This window comes from Acrocarpospora sp. B8E8 (assembly GCF_039871605.1).
GTDB classification, from domain to species: domain Bacteria; phylum Actinomycetota; class Actinomycetes; order Streptosporangiales; family Streptosporangiaceae; genus Acrocarpospora; species Acrocarpospora macrocephala.
Genome location: NZ_JBDPLV010000095.1, coordinates 1 through 17,373, shown reverse-complemented (window position 1 = coordinate 17,373; position 17,373 = coordinate 1). Strand labels below are relative to the sequence as shown.

15 protein-coding genes are annotated in these 17,373 nt (G+C 68.8%); 9 read left to right on the top strand and 6 right to left on the bottom strand.

Annotated elements, in window-relative coordinates:
- Positions 1-18 precede the first annotated feature (18 nt).
- Genes ABGB08_RS48610 through ABGB08_RS48600 form a run of 3 tightly spaced genes read left to right on the top strand, consistent with a single transcriptional unit; the run spans position 19 to position 2,635 of the window.
- On the top strand, positions 19-693 hold the full coding sequence (locus ABGB08_RS48610) for a response regulator transcription factor (RefSeq protein ID WP_155354785.1): 675 nt from the start codon (positions 19-21) through the stop codon (positions 691-693).
- Entirely contained in the window at positions 690-2,111 is a 1,422-nt protein-coding gene (locus tag ABGB08_RS48605) for an ATP-binding protein (protein ID WP_347605413.1), read from the top strand. The genes ABGB08_RS48610 and ABGB08_RS48605 overlap by 4 nt, the downstream gene beginning before the upstream one ends.
- Positions 2,108-2,635 (top strand): hypothetical protein, encoded by a 528-nt coding sequence (locus ABGB08_RS48600; protein WP_347605410.1) that lies wholly within the window; start codon positions 2,108-2,110, stop codon positions 2,633-2,635. Before ABGB08_RS48605 ends, ABGB08_RS48600 begins: the two co-directional genes overlap by 4 nt.
- On the opposite strand, the gene ABGB08_RS48595 is transcribed toward ABGB08_RS48600, so the two are convergent.
- Together ABGB08_RS48595 and ABGB08_RS48590 are read right to left on the bottom strand one after the other, a co-directional pair.
- A complete protein-coding gene (locus tag ABGB08_RS48595; RefSeq protein ID WP_218041065.1) occupies positions 2,632-3,906 on the bottom strand; it encodes a PhoH family protein in 1,275 nt (424 codons plus the stop codon). The two genes, ABGB08_RS48600 and ABGB08_RS48595, sit on opposite strands and share 4 nt — an antisense overlap.
- A gap of 278 nt (positions 3,907-4,184) precedes the next feature.
- Positions 4,185-4,967: an isoprenyl transferase gene (locus ABGB08_RS48590; protein ID WP_155347068.1), complete on the bottom strand. Its 783-nt coding sequence runs from the start codon at positions 4,965-4,967 to the stop codon at positions 4,185-4,187.
- 855 nt (positions 4,968-5,822) lie between these two features.
- Between ABGB08_RS48590 and ABGB08_RS48585 the strand changes: the two genes are divergently transcribed.
- From ABGB08_RS48585 to ABGB08_RS48575, 3 genes are all read left to right on the top strand, one after another.
- Positions 5,823-6,233, top strand: coding sequence for a hypothetical protein (locus ABGB08_RS48585; RefSeq protein WP_347605407.1), 411 nt, complete (start codon positions 5,823-5,825; stop codon positions 6,231-6,233).
- An 871-nt stretch (positions 6,234-7,104) separates the two neighbouring features.
- A complete protein-coding gene (locus ABGB08_RS48580) occupies positions 7,105-7,497 on the top strand; it encodes a hypothetical protein (protein ID WP_347605404.1) in 393 nt (130 codons plus the stop codon).
- The gene (locus ABGB08_RS48575; RefSeq protein WP_347605402.1) at positions 7,452-9,014 is read left to right on the top strand and encodes a DUF222 domain-containing protein; all 1,563 of its coding nucleotides are present in this window, start codon (positions 7,452-7,454) and stop codon (positions 9,012-9,014) included. The genes ABGB08_RS48580 and ABGB08_RS48575 overlap by 46 nt, the downstream gene beginning before the upstream one ends.
- A 662-nt stretch (positions 9,015-9,676) precedes the next feature.
- Here the strand turns inward: ABGB08_RS48575 and ABGB08_RS48570 are convergent.
- The 4 genes from ABGB08_RS48570 to sigJ all read right to left on the bottom strand — a co-directional run bounded on the left by ABGB08_RS48570 (position 9,677) and on the right by sigJ (position 14,043).
- Positions 9,677-9,994: a hypothetical protein gene (locus tag ABGB08_RS48570; protein WP_347605399.1), complete on the bottom strand. Its 318-nt coding sequence runs from the start codon at positions 9,992-9,994 to the stop codon at positions 9,677-9,679.
- Between the two features lie 569 nt (positions 9,995-10,563).
- Positions 10,564-11,391, bottom strand: a complete 828-nt coding sequence (locus tag ABGB08_RS48565; protein ID WP_347605396.1) for a DUF692 domain-containing protein — start codon at positions 11,389-11,391, stop codon at positions 10,564-10,566.
- A 268-nt stretch (positions 11,392-11,659) separates the two neighbouring features.
- Positions 11,660-12,691 carry a TIGR04222 domain-containing membrane protein gene (locus ABGB08_RS48560; protein ID WP_347605394.1) on the bottom strand — a complete coding sequence of 344 codons (1,032 nt, stop codon included), beginning with the start codon at positions 12,689-12,691 and terminating at the stop codon, positions 11,660-11,662.
- A gap of 404 nt (positions 12,692-13,095) precedes the next feature.
- On the bottom strand, positions 13,096-14,043 hold the full coding sequence (gene sigJ / locus ABGB08_RS48555) for an RNA polymerase sigma factor SigJ (RefSeq protein ID WP_347605391.1): 948 nt from the start codon (positions 14,041-14,043) through the stop codon (positions 13,096-13,098).
- Between the two features lie 367 nt (positions 14,044-14,410).
- Here sigJ and ABGB08_RS48550 point away from each other — a divergent pair, with 367 nt between their 5' ends.
- From ABGB08_RS48550 to ABGB08_RS48540, 3 genes are all read left to right on the top strand, one after another.
- Positions 14,411-14,791 carry a DoxX family protein gene (locus ABGB08_RS48550; protein ID WP_347605388.1) on the top strand — a complete coding sequence of 127 codons (381 nt, stop codon included), beginning with the start codon at positions 14,411-14,413 and terminating at the stop codon, positions 14,789-14,791.
- Positions 14,792-15,031: 240 nt separating this feature from the next.
- Positions 15,032-15,976, top strand: a complete 945-nt coding sequence (locus tag ABGB08_RS48545) for an NAD(P)-dependent oxidoreductase (RefSeq protein ID WP_347605385.1) — start codon at positions 15,032-15,034, stop codon at positions 15,974-15,976.
- A gap of 6 nt (positions 15,977-15,982) precedes the next feature.
- Positions 15,983-16,918, top strand: a complete 936-nt coding sequence (locus ABGB08_RS48540) for an RNA polymerase sigma-70 factor (protein WP_347605382.1) — start codon at positions 15,983-15,985, stop codon at positions 16,916-16,918.
- Positions 16,919-17,373 lie beyond the last annotated feature (455 nt).

The following is a 17,373-nucleotide window of genomic DNA, read 5'->3' as shown; positions in this document are numbered from 1 at the left end:
AGGCCCCATAATGACTCAGTGGCAGGCATCCTCCTGGTCGAAGACGACCCCTCGGTCCGTACCGGCCTCGAGCTCGCGCTGGCCCGGCAGGGGCATTCCGTCACCGGGTACGCGACGGGTGAAGAGGCGCTCGATCACATCAGGGCCCGGCGGCCGGAGATCGTGATCCTGGATGTGATGCTGCCCGGAATCGACGGCGTCGAGGTGTGCCGCCGGATCAGGAAGCTGGACTCGCTGCCGATCATCCTGCTCACCGCGCGCGGCGACGACCTGGACGTGGTGGTCGGCCTGGAGGCGGGCGCCGACGACTACGTAGTCAAACCGGTCGAACCGCGGGTGCTCGACGCCCGGATCAGGGCGGTGCTGCGGCGGCTCGAATCGGCCTCCACCGACCGCATCACCTTCGGCGACCTGGTCATCGACCGGGGCGCGCTGAAGGTCACCCTGCACGCTCGCGAGATCCACCTCACCCCGACCGAGCTGCGGCTGCTGCTGGAGCTGGTCCGCCATCCCGGGCAGGTGCTCAACCGGCGCTACCTGCTGCGCGCGGTCTGGGACCACACCCACGTGGCCGACTCCCGGCTGGTGGACGCGTGCGTGCAGCGCATCCGCGCCAAGATCGAGCCGGTCCCGGCCGAGCCGATCTTCATCCACACGGTCCGCGGCTTCGGCTACCGCTTCAGCCCCCCGTGAGGAGCCTGCGGAAGAGGCTGGTCGTCACGTTCACGATCGTCGCGGTGACCGCCTCGGTGATGGTCGCGGGCATCGGCTACCAGCTGGTCCGCGGTGAGCTGCTGCACCGCGCCGAGAGCAGCGCGATCGAGGACGTCCGCGACGTGCTGGACCGGATGACCCTGCCGATCGGCACCAGCGACCTGCTCTGGCCCAACGACGCCTCGGTCACCGACGACGACCTGGCCGGCCTGGTGGAATCGCTGAGCGGGCCCGACCGCCAGGTCGTCCTGGAGTACGGCCAGGAGGTCCCCCGCACCAGCGACGGCGCCACCCTCGGCCCCGACGACATCCCCGACAAGCTCCGCGCCGAGGCCAGGAACCGGCTCTCCTACCAGACCCTGATGATCAACGACGAGCCGATGCTCCTGGTCGGCACCGACGTGGAACGCCTCACCGGCACCGGCTCCACCCGCTCCACCGGCATGTCGGTGTACGTCTTCGTCTCGATGCGCAACGAGGAGCGGGTCCTCGCCAACCTGCGCTACGCGCTGCTCCAGGCCGGCCTGCTCACCCTGGTGATCGCGCTCAGCCTGGCCCTGCTCTCGGCCCGCCAGGTGCTGCTCCCGATCCGCAGGCTCGGCGCGGCCGCCCGGGCGCTCGGCGCGGGCGAGCTCGACACCCGGCTGCCAGTGCACGGCCGGGACGAGCTGGCCGAGCTGACCGCCACCTTCAACGAGACCGCCGCCGCGCTGGAGCAGACCGTCTCCGAGCTGCGCGGGCTCGAGGCCATGTCGCGCCGGTTCGTGGCGGACGTGTCGCACGAGCTGCGCACCCCGCTGACCACCATGATCGCGGTCACCGACATGCTCAGCGAGGAGGCCGGCAAGCTGCCCGAGGACGCCGGGCAGGCGACGCACCTGGTGGTGAAGGAGATCGTCCGGCTGCGGGTGCTGGTGGAGCACCTGATCGAGGTGAGCCGGTTCGACTCCGGCGCGGCCGTACTGCACCGGGAGAATGTGGACGTGGGCGACGCGCTGGCCGACTGCCTGGAGATGCGCGGGTGGAGCGACCAGGTCAAGCTGACCGTGCCGCCGGGGCTGATCTACTCGCTGGACCCGCGCCGGTTCGACGTGATCGTGGCCAACCTGGCGGGCAACGCGCTCAGCCACGGCGCGCCGCCGGTGCTGATCAGCGCCCGGGTGCTGCCCAGCGGCCTGGAGGTGATGGTCCGCGACCACGGCGAGGGCATCCCCCGGCAAGCCCTGCCGCACGTGTTCGACCGGTTCTTCAAGGCCGGGGTGACCAGGACGCGCAGCGACGGCAGCGGCCTGGGGCTGTCCATCGCCAAGGCCAACGCCGAACTGCACCGGGGCACGATCACCGTGAAGCTCGCCGAGCCCGGCACGCAGTTCACGCTCTGGGTGCCACGCCCATGAGAAGGCTCTGGCTGCTCGCCCTGATCCTGCTCACCGCCTGCGGGGTGCGGCCGACCGATGTGCTGGACGGCGGGATGCCGCCGGTCATCAGCCCGAAATTCACCTTCGCCACGGTTTACCTGCTTCGCGAGAACCGGCTCGAACCGCTCAAGGTCGCGGCGGCCTCGCACTCCATGGACGACGTCATGGGGGCGCTGTTCGAGGCGGGCGCCAGGACCACCGACGGGCTGAGCACCGACCTGGCCGGGCTGCAATGGCAGTCCAGCCAGATGACGCGTTTCGGTGTCGTACGCAACGACCCGGAAAACGCCGACGGATTCCGGCTGTCGCTGTTCATCACCGGGGGCGGGCAGATCACCAGAACGGCGCTGGCCCAGATGACCTGCACCGCCATGCGGCAGCGGCAGGACATCTGGGCCGTGAAGATCACCCACACCGACGTGAGCGGGCCGAGAACCCTCGGCGAGCACACCTGCCGCGAGTTCTGGGACCTCGCGGCAGAAGGCCGGCAGCTGCCCCGTTAGACGGTGATGTCTTCCAGCATCTCGGTGACCAGGGCCGCGATCGGCGACCGCTCCGAGCGGGTCAGCGTGACGTGCGCGAACAGCGGGTGGCCCTTGAGCTTCTCGACCACCGCGACCACGCCGTCGTGCCGCCCCACCCGCAGGTTGTCACGCTGCGCGATGTCGTGGGTGAGCACCACCCGGGAGTTGGCCCCGATCCTGGACAGCACGGTCAGCAGCACGCCGCGCTCCAGCGACTGGGCCTCGTCCACGATCACGAACGCGTCGTGCAGGGACCGGCCGCGGATGTGCGTCAGCGGCAGCACCTCCAGCATGCCGCGGTCGAGCACCTCCTCGATCACCTCCGGTGTGGTGACCGCGCCCAGGGTGTCGTAGACCGCCTGCGCCCAGGGGCCCATCTTCTCGTTCTCGGTGCCCGGCAGGTAGCCGAGGTCCTGGCCACCCACCGCGTACAACGGGCGGAAGACGATCACCTTGCGGTGCTGGCGGCGCTCCAGCACGGCCTCCAGGCCCGCGCACAGGGCCAGCGCCGACTTGCCGGTGCCCGCCCGGCCGCCGAGCGAGACGATGCCCACCTCGGGGTCCATCAGCAGGTCGAGGGCGATGCGCTGCTCGGCGGAGCGGCCGTGCAGGCCGAACACCTCGCGGTCGCCGCGGACCAGCCGGACCGACTTGTCCGGCAGCACCCGGCCGAGTGCCGAGCCCTTGCTGGACAGCAGCCGCAGCCCGGTGTGGGTGGGCAGCTCGCGCGCTTCCTCCAGGTCTGCCGTGCCGCTCTCGAAGAGCGCCTCGACATCCTCCGTCGTCACCTGGAGTTCCGACATTCCAGTCCAGCCGTTGTCGGTGGTGGCCACCAACTCGGCCCGGTACTCCTCCGCGGCCAGGCCGATGGAGGCGGCCTTCACCCGCATCGGCAGGTCCTTGGAGACCAGCACCACGTCGAAGCCCTCGCTGGCGAGGTTCTGCGCGACGGTCAGGATCCTGGTGTCGTTGTCGCCCAGCCGAAACCCGGCCGGCAACCCCGATGGGTCACTGTGGTTGAGCTCCACCCTGATCGTGCCCTCGCCGATGGGCATAGGCTCGTCGAGTCGTCCGTGCCGCACCCGGAGGTCGTCGAGTGAGCGCAGAGCCTGCCTGGCGAAGTACCCCAGTTCGGGATGATGCCGCTTGGCCTCCAGCTCGGTGATGACGACGATCGGGAGTACAACCTCGTGCTCTTCGAAGCGGCTCATCGCCGCTGGATCAGCGAGCAGCACTGATGTGTCGAGGATGTACGTGCGACGGGACTTGGACGGGTTGCCTGAGGACAATGCCACGCGTTCTCCCCCGGGCGCCAAAGCGCGGCGCCCTGCCTTGACTGGTGGTGAACGGACCGGGCCCGGACCCCGCCGAGGCGGAACCGTGGACCGGCCCTCCTCGCAAGGTCTTTGAGACGCAAGGATGGGCCCTCTCCCGAGGTAAGCACTGCTGCTTACTTCTTACGGTACGACCTGAATCCCCGCCCGCCAACGCTTCAATCCTGTCCGATAGGGGCTGTTCACGTGCCGTTTCAGGAGCCGTACCTACGGTGACGCGCGCCATAGGACCGGAGTGCCCGGAGGAAGTCGACCCTGCGAAAATCGGGCCAGTAGGCCTCGCAGAAGTAGAACTCCGAGTGGGCGCTCTGCCAGAGCAGGAATCCGGACAGTCGCTGCTCTCCCGAGGTCCGGATGACAAGATCCGGGTCGGGCAGGCCACGCGTGTAGAGATGCTCCGCGATGTGCTCGACATCGAGGACCTCGACAAGGTCCTCGATACTCGCGCCCTTGCTGGCGTGCTCCTGGAGAAGAGAGCGCACCGCATCAGCGATCTCACGTCTTCCTCCATACCCAACCGCAACGTTCACAATCAGCCCGGGACGGTGTGATGTGACTTCTTTGGCATCTTTCAGGACACGAGCCGTGTGATCGGGCAACAAATCGAGCGATCCCATGGGGGTGACGTGCCATCCCTGCTCGACGAGATTGCCCACCAGGCCCTCGATCACCTGGAGCAGGGGTTCCAGCTCGGCCTTGTCGCGGGAGAGATTGTCGGTGGAGAGCAGCCAGAGGGTGACGTACTCCACTCCGGCCTCGCGGCACCACACCAGCAGCTCGGAGATCTTGTCCGCGCCCTTCTGGTGGCCGCGGTTGACGTCCTCCAGGCCCATCATCCTGGCCCAGCGACGGTTCCCGTCCACTATCACGCCGACATGCCGGGGGATCGGAGCCGCCGCTTTGGCAATCTTGTGCTCCAGCCTGCGCTCGTACACCTTGTACAGGAGATTGCGGTATACGAGATCGCGCACGCCCATGGCGCCCCCAGGTTTCGTCGCCGCCGCCTCAGGCCGACTTCCGAGACAGCTGGGTCAAGCAATTATCGGGGGCGCGCGATAGTGCCCGCTCCCTTTATGAGGTTGCTGTTGCGTTCCATCCCAAAACAGGTGCCAAGTCGGTCTTCTGCCTCGGCGACTAGGCCGTCGAGGAAGGCTCCGAGCTCACCGGACGTGAGCACTGCTCGCAGTCCGACCCCCTGACTCCCCCAGGCCTCCACGAACGCCCGCCTGGTCAGCCGCCATTCTCCCCGCGCCCGGCCACCCCGCTGCTCCCACACCGGAATCGTCCGAACCTGACATCGCAACTCCCCACGCCCCACAATGTCGGTCCTCGCGCGATATCGGAACGCGAACAACTCGTCTTCACCCCTTGGGAATCGGTCATCCGGATCCCCCCACTCCCCCATCTCTTCCCGCGCTTCCGCCACCCCTCTAGCCAGCCGCGCCAGCAACCACCCACACCTCTCGCCGACCATCCCGTAGGGCGCGCCGTCCCGATACAAGGCCAGGGTGATCTCGTACGGGATGCCCGCGCTGTCCCGGCAAACGACCGGATTAACGCTCAGATACGAACCATCAACACAACGTAGTCCTCCCACCTCCAGAGGATATCCACCGCACATCCCCCCAAACCCGACATGTATTAATGCGGCGACTCTCCCACTTGCCCATAGAGACAGGCTGTTTTGACGCTGGTCCGAGCACTCCTGGCCAGGGGCGCAATCCTGTTCCCGAACCCTCACCGATGTCACGGCAACGCGGGCAAGGACACCCTCAACGGAGGCCCCGGCAACGACCGCCTGGACGGCGCCAGCGGCGACTACACCCACTGGGGTGGCAGCGGTAAACGACGCCCTCGACGGCGACGGCGGCACCAACTACAACAACGGAGGATCAGGAGCCGACTCCTGCAAGAGCGATCGGGACGGCAACCTCGAGGTCTACGCGATGAACGCCAACGGCACCAGCCAGATCAACCTCACCAACAACGCCGCGCACGACTTCCAACCAGACTGGGTGATTGCCCCGACCCCGCCCTGCACGATCATCGGAACCGCCGCAGCCGACACACCGTCCGGCACCCCTGGCGACGACGTAATCTGCGGCCTTGGCGGCAACGACCGCCTCAACAGGCGAGGATTGCCGCGCGCCTGGCGAGAGCCCAGTTTTGTCTCAGAAATTCGGCAAATGTTTCACACACAGTGCTCCCACAGCACTCCGCATGGATCCGAGCTCCCGCAGTAGGGGACAGCACTAATACGTCGCGAAGACAACATCACCTTGCTGACAATTCGCGCATAAGCGAACACGAAGAGTTGATAATCGAACGTGTGAGCGATATTCTGGCAGTAGGTCAAGCCAAACGGGAGGTGGTCCGCGATGATGACGTCGGGTGCCGTCCTGCTGCCTGACCACCGTGCCGCCACCTCCTCCCCCACTGGTTCCCCCGCTGACTCCGCCCCCTCCTTTTCGCCCCTGCAATCCTGCGCTCCAGCCGGCCTTGACTGCCGCGACCCCGCCGCCGGAGGTTCCCTCAATGCCAGCTCCGGCGGTGTGCCGGTTCTCGGCCCCCAAACGCGTCCACTCCGTTCGCTCCGGCGACGTGCCGGGGCGCAGGAAACCGGCCGTAGTCCCGGCATTCCCGGCGATTCCCGTGGCGCCGTTCTGCTGTTGGATCCCTCCCGAACTCAAGTCATCACAGCCGACTCCGACAGCGACTCCGGCAGCGACTCCGGCAGGAACTCCGGCACCTCGCGTTCCGGCACGGCACACCCCCCAACGGCACACCCCGCAACGGCGCATCCCGTAACGACGCCTTCCAGCACCGCCCGAGCCACCGCTGAACCCGCCAACACCCGGTTCGGCTCTGCCCCGTTCGGCCCGGCCCGGCAGCCCGGTGTCCGGCCCTTCGGCGGCCACCGGCCCTCGCCCGGATCCGGGCCCGGGTCCTCGGGCAGCGGGCAGGTGACCGGCCAGCCTGTTGGCCAGCGTGCTCAACAGGCTGGTGATGGTGCTCGGGAGACAGATCAGCGTGCCCGCGAAACCGGTCGGCGTACGGAGGGGCCCGGTCGGGATGCCCGGGAGGAGGATCACGCTACCTGGGAGCCGGATCGGGATGCCCGTGAGGCCGGCCACGCTGCCCGTGGTGCCGATCGGGGTGCCGGAGAGGCCGGTCACGCTGCTTGGGAGGCCGATCACAACGCCCGGGAGGCCGATCGCGGCGCCCAGCGGGCCGGTTGGGGTGCAGGGAAGGCCGATCACGCTGCCGGTGGTGCCGGCCAGGGCGCCGGTCAGGGCGCCGGTGGTGCCGGCCAGGGTGCCGGTCGCGGGCGGGGGACCGATCAGGGTGCTGGCCGTGATGCCGGGCGCGGGGACCACCCAGCCCGCCATGACCGCCCAGACCACCATGACCGCCCAGATCACCAAGACCACCCAGATCACCATGACCACCCGGATCTGGGTTTGGCCGGGGCGAGGGTACGGGAGTTGCTGCACGAGGCCGAGGTGATCGCCGCCGATCAGTCGCTGGTGCCGTGCGATGTGGAGGCGGCGATGGCGGAGATCCTGGCGTGGTCGCGGGTGATCGATCGGGCTGAGGCGGCGATCGCGGTCCGGCTGGCCGTGGCCGATACCGGCAAAGGCCATCAGCTGTTCGGGCGGCGCTCGATCGGGGCGTGGCTGGCCGCGGCCACCGGTTCCCGTGCCGCCCGGGCGGGGGAGCGGGTCACTCTGGCCCGCCAACTGTCGCGGCTGCCGGATCTGGCCGCGCGGCTGGCCGAGGGCCGCATGCCGTTCGGGGCCGCGGCGGCGGTCGCCTCAGCGGTCCGGCCACTGGACGACGAAGAAGCCCGGCTGGCCGAGCCGATCCTCCTCACCCTGGCCGACGATCCGGCCGCCACCGTCGAAGATGTCACCCGGGCCGGTCAGGTGATCCTGGAGACCATCGACCCGGGCGGCAGGCTGGCCCGCGCCGCCGCCCGCACCGAACGCCAGCACCTCAACATCGCCGCCACCCTGGACGGGATGGGCCGCGTCACCGGCCTGCTGGACCCGGAACTGACCCTGCAGTTCCAAACCTGGCTCGAACCGCTGGCCGTCAAGAACGGCGCCGAAGACGGGCGTGATCACGGGCGGCGGATGGCCGACGCCCTGGCCGTGCGCCTGTCGCAGGGTGGGCGGCGGACGGTCATGCACGTCGCGGTCACCGAACAGACCCTCACCGGCGAAAGCGAGGACCCCGCCCACCTGCAGGACGGCACCGCGATCCCGGCCGCCGACGCCCGCCGCATGGCCTACACCGCCTACCTACGCCGCGTCCTGCGCGACACCGACGGCGCCCTCCTAGACCTGGGCCGCGCCCGCCGCCTGGCCTCTGCCGACCAACGCGAAGCCATCCTCGCCCAATACACCACCTGCACCCGCCAAGGCTGCCACGTCCCCGCCTACCTCTGCGAAATCGACCACATCCAGCCGTGGCACCCGGTCGGCCGCACCGACCTGGCCAACCTCGCCCCCCTGTGCGCTCCGGACAACAAATGGAAATCCCGCCACCCCGACCGGGTCGACATCATCGACCTAGGCAACGGCACCGTGGTGATGCGCTTCCACCGCCACCCCAAACTCCACCCCCGCAAACAGCCCAGTCAGCAGCACCGCCAACCCCAGCAACCCGGGCAACCGGGCCGCTCCTGGCAGCCCCAACAACCCGGGCAGCCCGGACAGCCCGGACAGCAAGCACCCACAACCCCGACTGCAACCCCGGCCGCGTCCGGGGCACCACAGCCAACCCCGGCCCCGCCCAGGGCGTCACACCCGACTCCGGCATGGCCTACACCAGCGCCGCATCCCACACCAGCCCCGCCACCCGGGGTGCCCCACCCGACTCCGGCATGGCCCGGGAGGTCGCACCCGACTCCAGCCGCGTGCCCGCCTCCACACCCGGCCCCGCCCCGGGCGGACGACACACGCCCACAGCCAGACCGGACAACCTCACCCCCCACGAGCGCAGCTAGATCATCACCCTAGGTGTATCGCGGTTGAATGAGATGGAGTTCTCCGCCGTCCTCGCTACTCACATGTCCAGATCGTGCCCGAGGAGTCAGGTGCGGTCGTGCCTCGCTTCGCTGACCTTGACGCGGCGGTCCGTCCTGGGGGTTGGCAGCCACGAGGATGACGGGAGCAGTCCAGGGCACGGGCCATCGACCGCACCCGTATGCAACTCATGGGCATGCCAAAAGGGCGATCAACAGGGGTCAGTCGGAGCTGCCCGAAAGAGAATCCGACGATGGCGCCGGACCTGCCGACGCGGCCGATGGCGGACACCACGGTGGGGCTGTCGTTCACATGCAAGGCTGGATGGGAGAACCACGGTGATGGCCGGTGCGGAGTCCCGAGGTAGATCAGGGTGGGAGAACCACGGGAATCAAGCTGCCCTTCGTCGGGGTGACCACGGTGTTGGCAGGGGCAGGCGGAGCCCGAGGAAAACAAAGGGATGGGCGGGTGGGACAACCACAGTGACGGCCGGTACGGAGCCCCGAAGTAGATCAGAGTGGGAGAACCACGAGAATCAAGCTGCCGCTTCGTCGGGGTGATCACGGTGTTGGCGGGGGCGGGCGGAGCCCGAGGGGAATCGAAGGGATGGGCGGGTGGGAAAACCACGTAGTTGAAGGGCTGCTTGCGGATGTGGGTCAGCTCGGCTGCTTACGCTGTCGCCACCATCGCCACAACGGGGATTGGGCGGCTTCCTCTCCAGCCCAAACGATTGCCTGGCTTCCCATGCCCGGGGGTTTGACGGCCTTTAGACTGTCCGCCCTGTCGGGTTGCTCGGGGAGGCGGCCTTCCGCGCGAAGCCATTCGGCGAAGGCTCGGGCGTCGGCGCGGGAGCCGCCAGGCGGTTTGGGCCGGCCGTTGGCGTAGTCGAAGAACTCGCGGGCGAAGTTCCCGCCGAGCGCGGAGGCCAGCGCGGGAAGAGCGGTCGCCACCAGACCGCGTCGTTTGGCGATCAAGCTATGCGCCTGGATCCTCAGGCGGGAACCATCGAAGCCGGGAGGTTCCGGACCCCCGGCGACCAGAGCCGCAAGCAATCGACCTTCGGCCACGGCCAAGCGCTCCCGAGCCACATCGACAGAGTTCTGCGACCCCCCAGGATCTGCCGAACCCAGAGAGTCCCCCGAGCCCAACGAACCCACGGGATCTGCCGAACCCACAAAGTCCCCCGAGCCCAACGAACCCGCAGGACCTGCCGAACCCACAAAGTCCCCCGAGCCCAACGAACCCGCAGGACCTGCCGAACCCACAAAGTCCCCCGAGCCCAACGAACCCGCAGGACCTGCCGAACCCACAAAGTCCCCCGAGCCCAACGAACCCGCAGGACCTGCCGAACCGGCAGAGTCCACCAGCTCCACAGAGGCCAACTCCACCAGCCCCACAGACTCCAACGAATCCGCAGAGGCCACGGAATCCGCAGAGGCCACGGAATCCGCAGAGGCCATCGGACCCGCAGGGTCGGCAGCAGTTGGGGGTGTCGTGGAATCTGCCGGGCTCGTTGAAGGTGCCGGGTGAGGTTGAGGGTCGGTCATGGGCGGGTGGAGGCTCGGCTCATCGCGGTGCGGATGCGGGTGAGCTCTTGGGCGAGGGCGGCGTCGCTTGGGTAGTCGTCGTCCCATTCCAGGAGGACTCCTGGCGGGTCGACGCGGCTACAGAGTTCGGTGAGGACGTCCAGAATGGGTTCCGGGACGGAGGCGGTGTGGGTGTCGTGCCAGACACCGTTGTGGGAGTGTCCGCCGGCGACGTGGACGTAGGCCAGTTCGGTGAGAGGCAGGCGATCGAGGGCGGCTCTGGCGTCGGAGCCGAGGTTCACCTCGTTGGTGTAGAGGTTGGCCACGTCGATGAGCAGCTTGACGCCGGTGCGTTCGACGAGTTCGCCGAGGAATTCGGCCTCCGTGAGCTCGTCGTCGGGCCAGCCGAACAGGGCGGCGACATTCTCCAGCGCGAATGGAACGGGCAACTCGGCTTGCGCGATCTTGATGTTCTCGACGACGACCGTCAGCGCGTCGCGGGTCCGGGGAACGGGGAGCAGGTGACCGGCCTCCATGCCGTCGCCCCGGACGAAGGCCAGATGTTCGCTGACCAGCGGCGCGTCCAGGGCCTCCGCGCAAGCGGCCAAATGCTCAAGTCGCGAAATTTCCGGCTTGTCGGCACCGCCGATCCCCAGCGCCACCCCGTGCGGAATCACGGGCACCCCACGCTCCCGCAACACCCGCAACGACTCCGGAATCCGCCCAGGCCGCAGCATCTCCGCGATCACCTCAACGAACTCGACCCCCGGCAGCCGCTCCACGGTGAGATCGATCTCGGACCGCCATCCGATCCCCACCCCTAACTCGACCCGAGACCCCCTCAATCGACCGCTCCCCGTGAGGGGCGCTTCCGATGGCGAGGACAGCGGCAAGCGCCCAGAACCCAACGATTCCGCGGAGAATCCCCGATCCTCACGTGAAGCAGAATCCGACAAGTGCCCGGAACCCGACGGATGCGCGGAAGAGCCCTGCCCTAAGAAATCCGGCAAGCGCACGGAACCCAGCGGGTGCGCGGAAAGGCCCTGCCCCGACGAATCCGGCAAGCCCCCACTCAGCGGAGGGACATACGAGCGAGCGGGATCAGCCGCCACCTCAACCACCACCACCGCAGCCACCGCCGCAGCCACCGCCACCGCAGCTCGATCCGCCGCCCGAATCGCTGGAGCCGCCGCCGAAGTCGCCACCGCCGAAGCCGCCCGGCTCGGAGCCCCAGCTGCTGGAATCGCTGGACCCGCCGCCTCCGCCGCCGCAAGCGCCCGCCGCGCACCCGTACCCGCTGCTCCCGGGGTTCTCGTCTTCTCTCGCGATCTCAGCCGCGTCGGGCGAGTTGAATTCGCCGAGGCCGTACAGCGCGACCGCGCCGCCGACCGCCGCGTACGCGAAGGCGTTGTCGTTGGCGTGGCCGGGGTGGTGATCGGAGTAGAAGACGAAGTTCCGGCTGGTCCCGGAACCGGGACGGTGGGTGAGCTTGGCCGTGCTCAGGACCTGGTACCCGGCGTTCGTCAGCAGGTTCCGCAACCTGGTCCGGTTGGCTTGGTGCAGGCCCAGGCCGATCAGGCTGACGAACGCGCCGGCGACCAGGGCGAGGATGTTGAAGACGCTGACCGGAACCGAATCGGTGGCGAGCGCCACCACCGAGATCACCCAGTTGAGGCCGGACAACACGACGAACCAGCCCAGGCCGCGGTTGAGGACGCGGCCGTGCGTGAGGGCGGCGTCCTGGACCATGTAGCCGCGGCCGATCAGCCGATGCATGAGCCCGATCAACGCAGGTCCTTGGGCCATTATTTGCCGTACCTCACCGGCCGTCCGGCCGCCGGGCACGGCGGCCAGATCGAGGAGCTCCTGCTCGACCGCCTCCCGCGAACCGCTGGCGCCAGCTACGGTGGTCACCCGCCCGCCCCGGGCCACCCGGATCTTGCCCTGCGCGCTGAGCATCGCGATCGCCGTGTTCACCGTTCGTCGCGGCCCTCCGGCCAGGTACGCGAGCTCGTACACGTCCGGGGGTGGCCCGCCGAGCGCATGCCTGGACCGGACCCGCCGAAGTTCTCGACTGACCGCCGACGCGACCGAGAAGACCAGCACCGCGATAACGATCGCGGAGACCAGAAGCACCAGCTCCATGTCGCCTCCTGGGGGAGAGGACGGGGGGCCCTCTGTCCCGCATCACCCCGTCTACCCGATAGACGATCGCATGCCCGCGATAGTTTCGCATCCACCTGAAGAACGAACGCCCCACAGCCACAGACCGTCCAACACCGTGGTTGTTCCCCACCCACCCATCCCCTTATTTCCCCTCGGGCTCCGCCCGCTCCCGCCAACACCGTGGTCACCCGAACGAAGCGGCAGCTTGATCCCCCTGGTCCTCTCACCCTGATCTACCTCGGGACCCCGCACCGGCCGTCACTGTGGTTGTCCCACCCGCCCATCCCTTTGTTTCCCCTCGGGCTCCGCCCGACCCCGCCATTACGCACTCGGGGCTCCGCCCCGTTCCCGTCGTTACGGGCTGCTTCCCGGCACGGGCCGAATTACGGATACGCGCGCCAGGCCGTCGTCCAAGGTCGGAGTTTCTCGGGGTTCCGTACTGCCCAGATGTGTTTGATCCGGTCGCCTGCGACGTCGAACGCCACCACTACGACGGTGACGCCGTCCAGTTGAGCCACCAGACCGGGCTGACCGTTGACCGTGCGCTCCAGGAGCGTCAGGTCGGGTGCCTTCTCGGCGACCTCGAGGAAGGCGCGTGCGATCGGCTCGCCGCCTGCGATCGGGTGGAGGTGGGCGCTGGCGAGGCCGCCGCCGTCGGCGATCGCGGTGGCTTCGGGGTCGAGGAGGCCGATGAGGGCGTCGATGTCCCTGGCTTCCCATGCCTGCTTGAAGTTCCTGACGATGCCGGCCTGCTGGGCTGTCGGAGTCGCGGGAGGCTGGGACGCGCGAATGCGACGGCGGGCCGAGGAGGCCAGTTGGCGGCATGCCGCCGGTGTGCGGCCGACGATCTCGGCGACTTCGGCGAAGGAGTAGCGGAAGACATCGTGCAGGATGAGCGCGACGCGCTCGGCTGGGGTCATCGATTCGAGCACGACGAGGAAGGCCATGTTGATCGACTCGTCGAGGGTGACCCGGTCGGCCGGGTCGGCTGTGGCGCCGCCCGTCCGGCCGTTGATCCACTCCGTACGTCCGGGCAGCGGCTCCGGGATCCATTCGCCCACGTAGCGCTCCCGCCGGGCGCGTGCCGAGCCGAGCAGGTCGAGGCAGATGCGACTGGCGACCTTCGTCAGCCAGGCGCCGGGGGACTCGATGGCCTCCTGCTGTTGCTGGGACATGGCATACCAGCGGGCGTACGTCTCCTGTACGACATCCTCCGCCTCGGCCAGGGAGCCGAGGAGCCGGTACGCGAGATTGATCAGCTGACGCCGCTCGCTCATGATCGCGCTCAGGGTCGGATCGGGTCGGCTGTGTCCTGGCTCGGATCGGGTCATGGTGTCGACGACTCCCTTGGTCGCATCTGGCCTCACCAGTACGACGAGACATCGCACCGAACTGTGAGGTCGGCAAAGCACCTCACCTTTCCAGGGGCTATGTCGTCGAACTGCTGAGACGAACACATCATCCAGCGAACAAGAAAGCTCGCGACATCATGACCGGCCCTCTCCGTCCTGCGATCGCGCCTGACCGCTCCCGACTACACCGCCGGCATGGACGCTTTCAGCAGCGCCATCCAGCACCGGCCTGCCGGGATCCCACCAGCCAGATCGGCACCGCCCTGGCCACCCTCACGTGGCCCCCCGATCACCCCCCTCCGACTTCGAAACCGAAGTCGCTCACAACCCTGCGAGGAGAACCCTCATGAACATCGCTCTGTGGATCATTACGGGACTGCTGGCCGTAATCTTCCTGGCCGGCGGCGCCGTGAAGCTGATCCAGCCCAAGGAGAAGCTGGCCGCCTCCGGCATGGGATTCGCCGAAGACTTCGGCGCCGGCGCCGTCAAGGCCATCGGCACCCTCGAGATCCTGGCCGGGGTGGGCCTGATCCTGCCCGCCCTGCTCGATATCGCGCCGGTTCTGGTGCCGCTGGCCGCCGTCGGTCTGGTGCTGCTGATGATCGGTGCGATCATCACGCACCTCCGCCGTCACGAGGCCCAGGCAATCGTGGTCAACCTGGCCTTCCTCGCCCTGGCCGCCCTCGTGGCGTGGGGCCGCTTCGGCCCCCAGTCCTTCACCGGCTGACCCCAGCGCGACGTCTGGCTACACCCCGGCCGGGACGCCGTGGGCACAGCCTCCGCCGGTCGGCGTCGGGCAGCCGCTGGGCTTTCATGAACACCTGTCATCTCGGCCTTGTTGCCCTCGAACGCGTTGACCGGAGTGCCCGGCGGCATAACCCCGCCCTACTGTGAAATGGGTAACTGCCGTTCATGGGCTGCGGGGGTGTCTCGTCTCCTGTTGGTGAGCACGACGAACGGAGACGTCATGAGAATCTTCATTGCCGGAGCGTCCGGCGCGATCGGCAGCCATCTCGTTTTCCAGCTCGTGGCGCGCGGCCACGAGGTGGTCGGCACAACCCGCTCGGCGGCCAAGACCGGCGCGCTGCGGGCGCTCGGCGCCGAACCGGTGATCGTCGACGCGCTCGACCCCGACTCGGTGGCCGACGTGGTGGCCAGGGCCGAGCCTGAGGTGATCGTCCATCAGCTCACCGCGCTGCGCGGACCGGCGGACTTCCGGCACGTGAAGCGGATGGCGGCCGCCACCAACCGGCTGCGCACCGAAGGCACCGACCACCTGCTGGCCGCCGCGCGTGCCGTCGGCGTCGCCAAGTTCGTGGCGCAGAGCAACTCCGGGTGGATGGAGCGCACCGGCGGGCCGGTCGCCGACGAGAACGGCCGGATCGAGCCGAACCCGCCTGCGGACGCCGCGGCGGCGGTGGCCGCGCTGCGCCACCTGGAGGCGGCGGTGACCGGCATCAGCTGGGCCGACGGCATCGTGCTTCGCTACGGTGGCTTCTATGGCCCGGGGACCGGCATCGAGGCCGCGCCGGACGCGGTCATGGCCGGGCTGATCCGCAGGCGAAGGTTCCCGATCGTGGGTGGCGGCGGTGGGGTGTGGTCGCTGGTGCACATCACCGATGCCGCGTCGGCCACGGTCGCGGCCATCGAACGCGGCAAGCCCGGGATCTACCACGTCGGCGATGATGAACCGGCGCCGGTGCGCGACTGGCTGCCGGAACTGGCCCGCGCGCTCGGCGCCAAACCGCCGCGCCGCGTACCGGCCTGGCTCGTACGCCTGCTGGCCGGCAGGACCCCGGTGGACATGATGACGCGGGCCCGCGGGATCTCCAGCGAGAAGATCAAACGCGAACTGGACTGGGCGCCGCGATACCCGACCTGGCGTACGGGTTTCACCGAGGGAATGAGATAGCCGGACATGTCTGCCGCCGACCTGTACGACGAGCTGCGACCCCGGGCGTTCGCCATCGCCTACCGGATGCTCGGCAGCGTCAGCGAAGCCGAGGACGTGGTGCAGGAAGCGTTCCTGCGGATGCACCAGACCCTGCGACGCGACGAGCAGATCACCTCGCCGCGGGCGTACCTCGCCACGCTGGTCACCCGGCTGGCCATCGACCAGCTTCGCTCGGCGCGGGTCCGGCGGGAGCGGTACGTCGGTGAGTGGCTGCCGGAACCGGTGGTCACCGGTCTGTCACCGGCCGAGCATGCCGAGACCGCCGACTCGCTGTCGCTGGCGTTCCTGGTGCTGCTGGAGAGCTTGTCGCCGCGGCAGCGGGCCGCGTTCCTGCTGCGGGAGGTGTTCGAGTATCCGTACGCCGAGGTCGCCGAGTTCATCGGCACCGATGTGGACAGCACGCGGCACCTGGTCGCGCGGGCCCGCCGCCACGTCCGGGAGCGCCGACCGCGCTACCACTCCTCCCGGCGGCAGCGAGAAGAACTGGCTCAGCGCTTCTTCGCCGCCGCCGGGCAGGGCGACCTGCGCGCGCTGGAGGCGCTGCTGGCGCAGGACGTGGCGCTGCATGTTGACGGCGGCGGCAAGGTGCCGGCGCAGGCGCGGCCGGTCTTCGGCCGGGAGCGCGTGGCACGGACCTTGTCGGCCGGGATGTCCGCGCTGGCGCGCCGGGGCGTGCGCATCCAGGTCGCCGAGGTCAACGGCCAGCCCGGCGCCATGGCATTCGACGCCCAGGACCGGCTGGTCGGGATCATGGGCCTCAACATCGCCGACGGCCAGATCCAGACCATCCACTCCATTGCCAATCCCGACAAGCTCCGCCACGTCGACCGGGTCAGCGGCGCTGGCGCCCTGCTGCGATCGGGACGGGGCGGAGCCCGAGGGGAACAAAGAGATGGGTGAATGGAAACCACCACGACGAGAGCGGGGCGGAACCCCGAAGGGCCCAGGGCTGGGGAGTGCTCACCCACCGGCGGCTACCTGGCACCAAGTCTGCCCGAAGGCAAACCCGATAGCCCTAATTAGGGCTGGGTAGGTGGGAAAACCACCGCGACGACGGGGCGGGGCGGAGCCCCGAAGGGAAACAAAGGGCTGGGTGGGTGGGAGAACCACGGTGACGGCCGAGGCGGGGCCGAGCCCCCGTGGGCGGGGAGAACCCCTCCGGAACGCCCGACGACGCTGGCGGGCATTCCTGCTTTGGGGTGGGCGCCGCTCACCGCCGTCAGTTTAGGCCGGGCTTGCTGTGACTCTCCGTAGTATCGCTTGCCTGAGCTGCGGAAAGGATGCCCCTCCCTCACAAATTGTAGTCACTAAATTTGAGCGCTTCCAAGATCCTCAGAGTAGAATCGTCTCTGTGA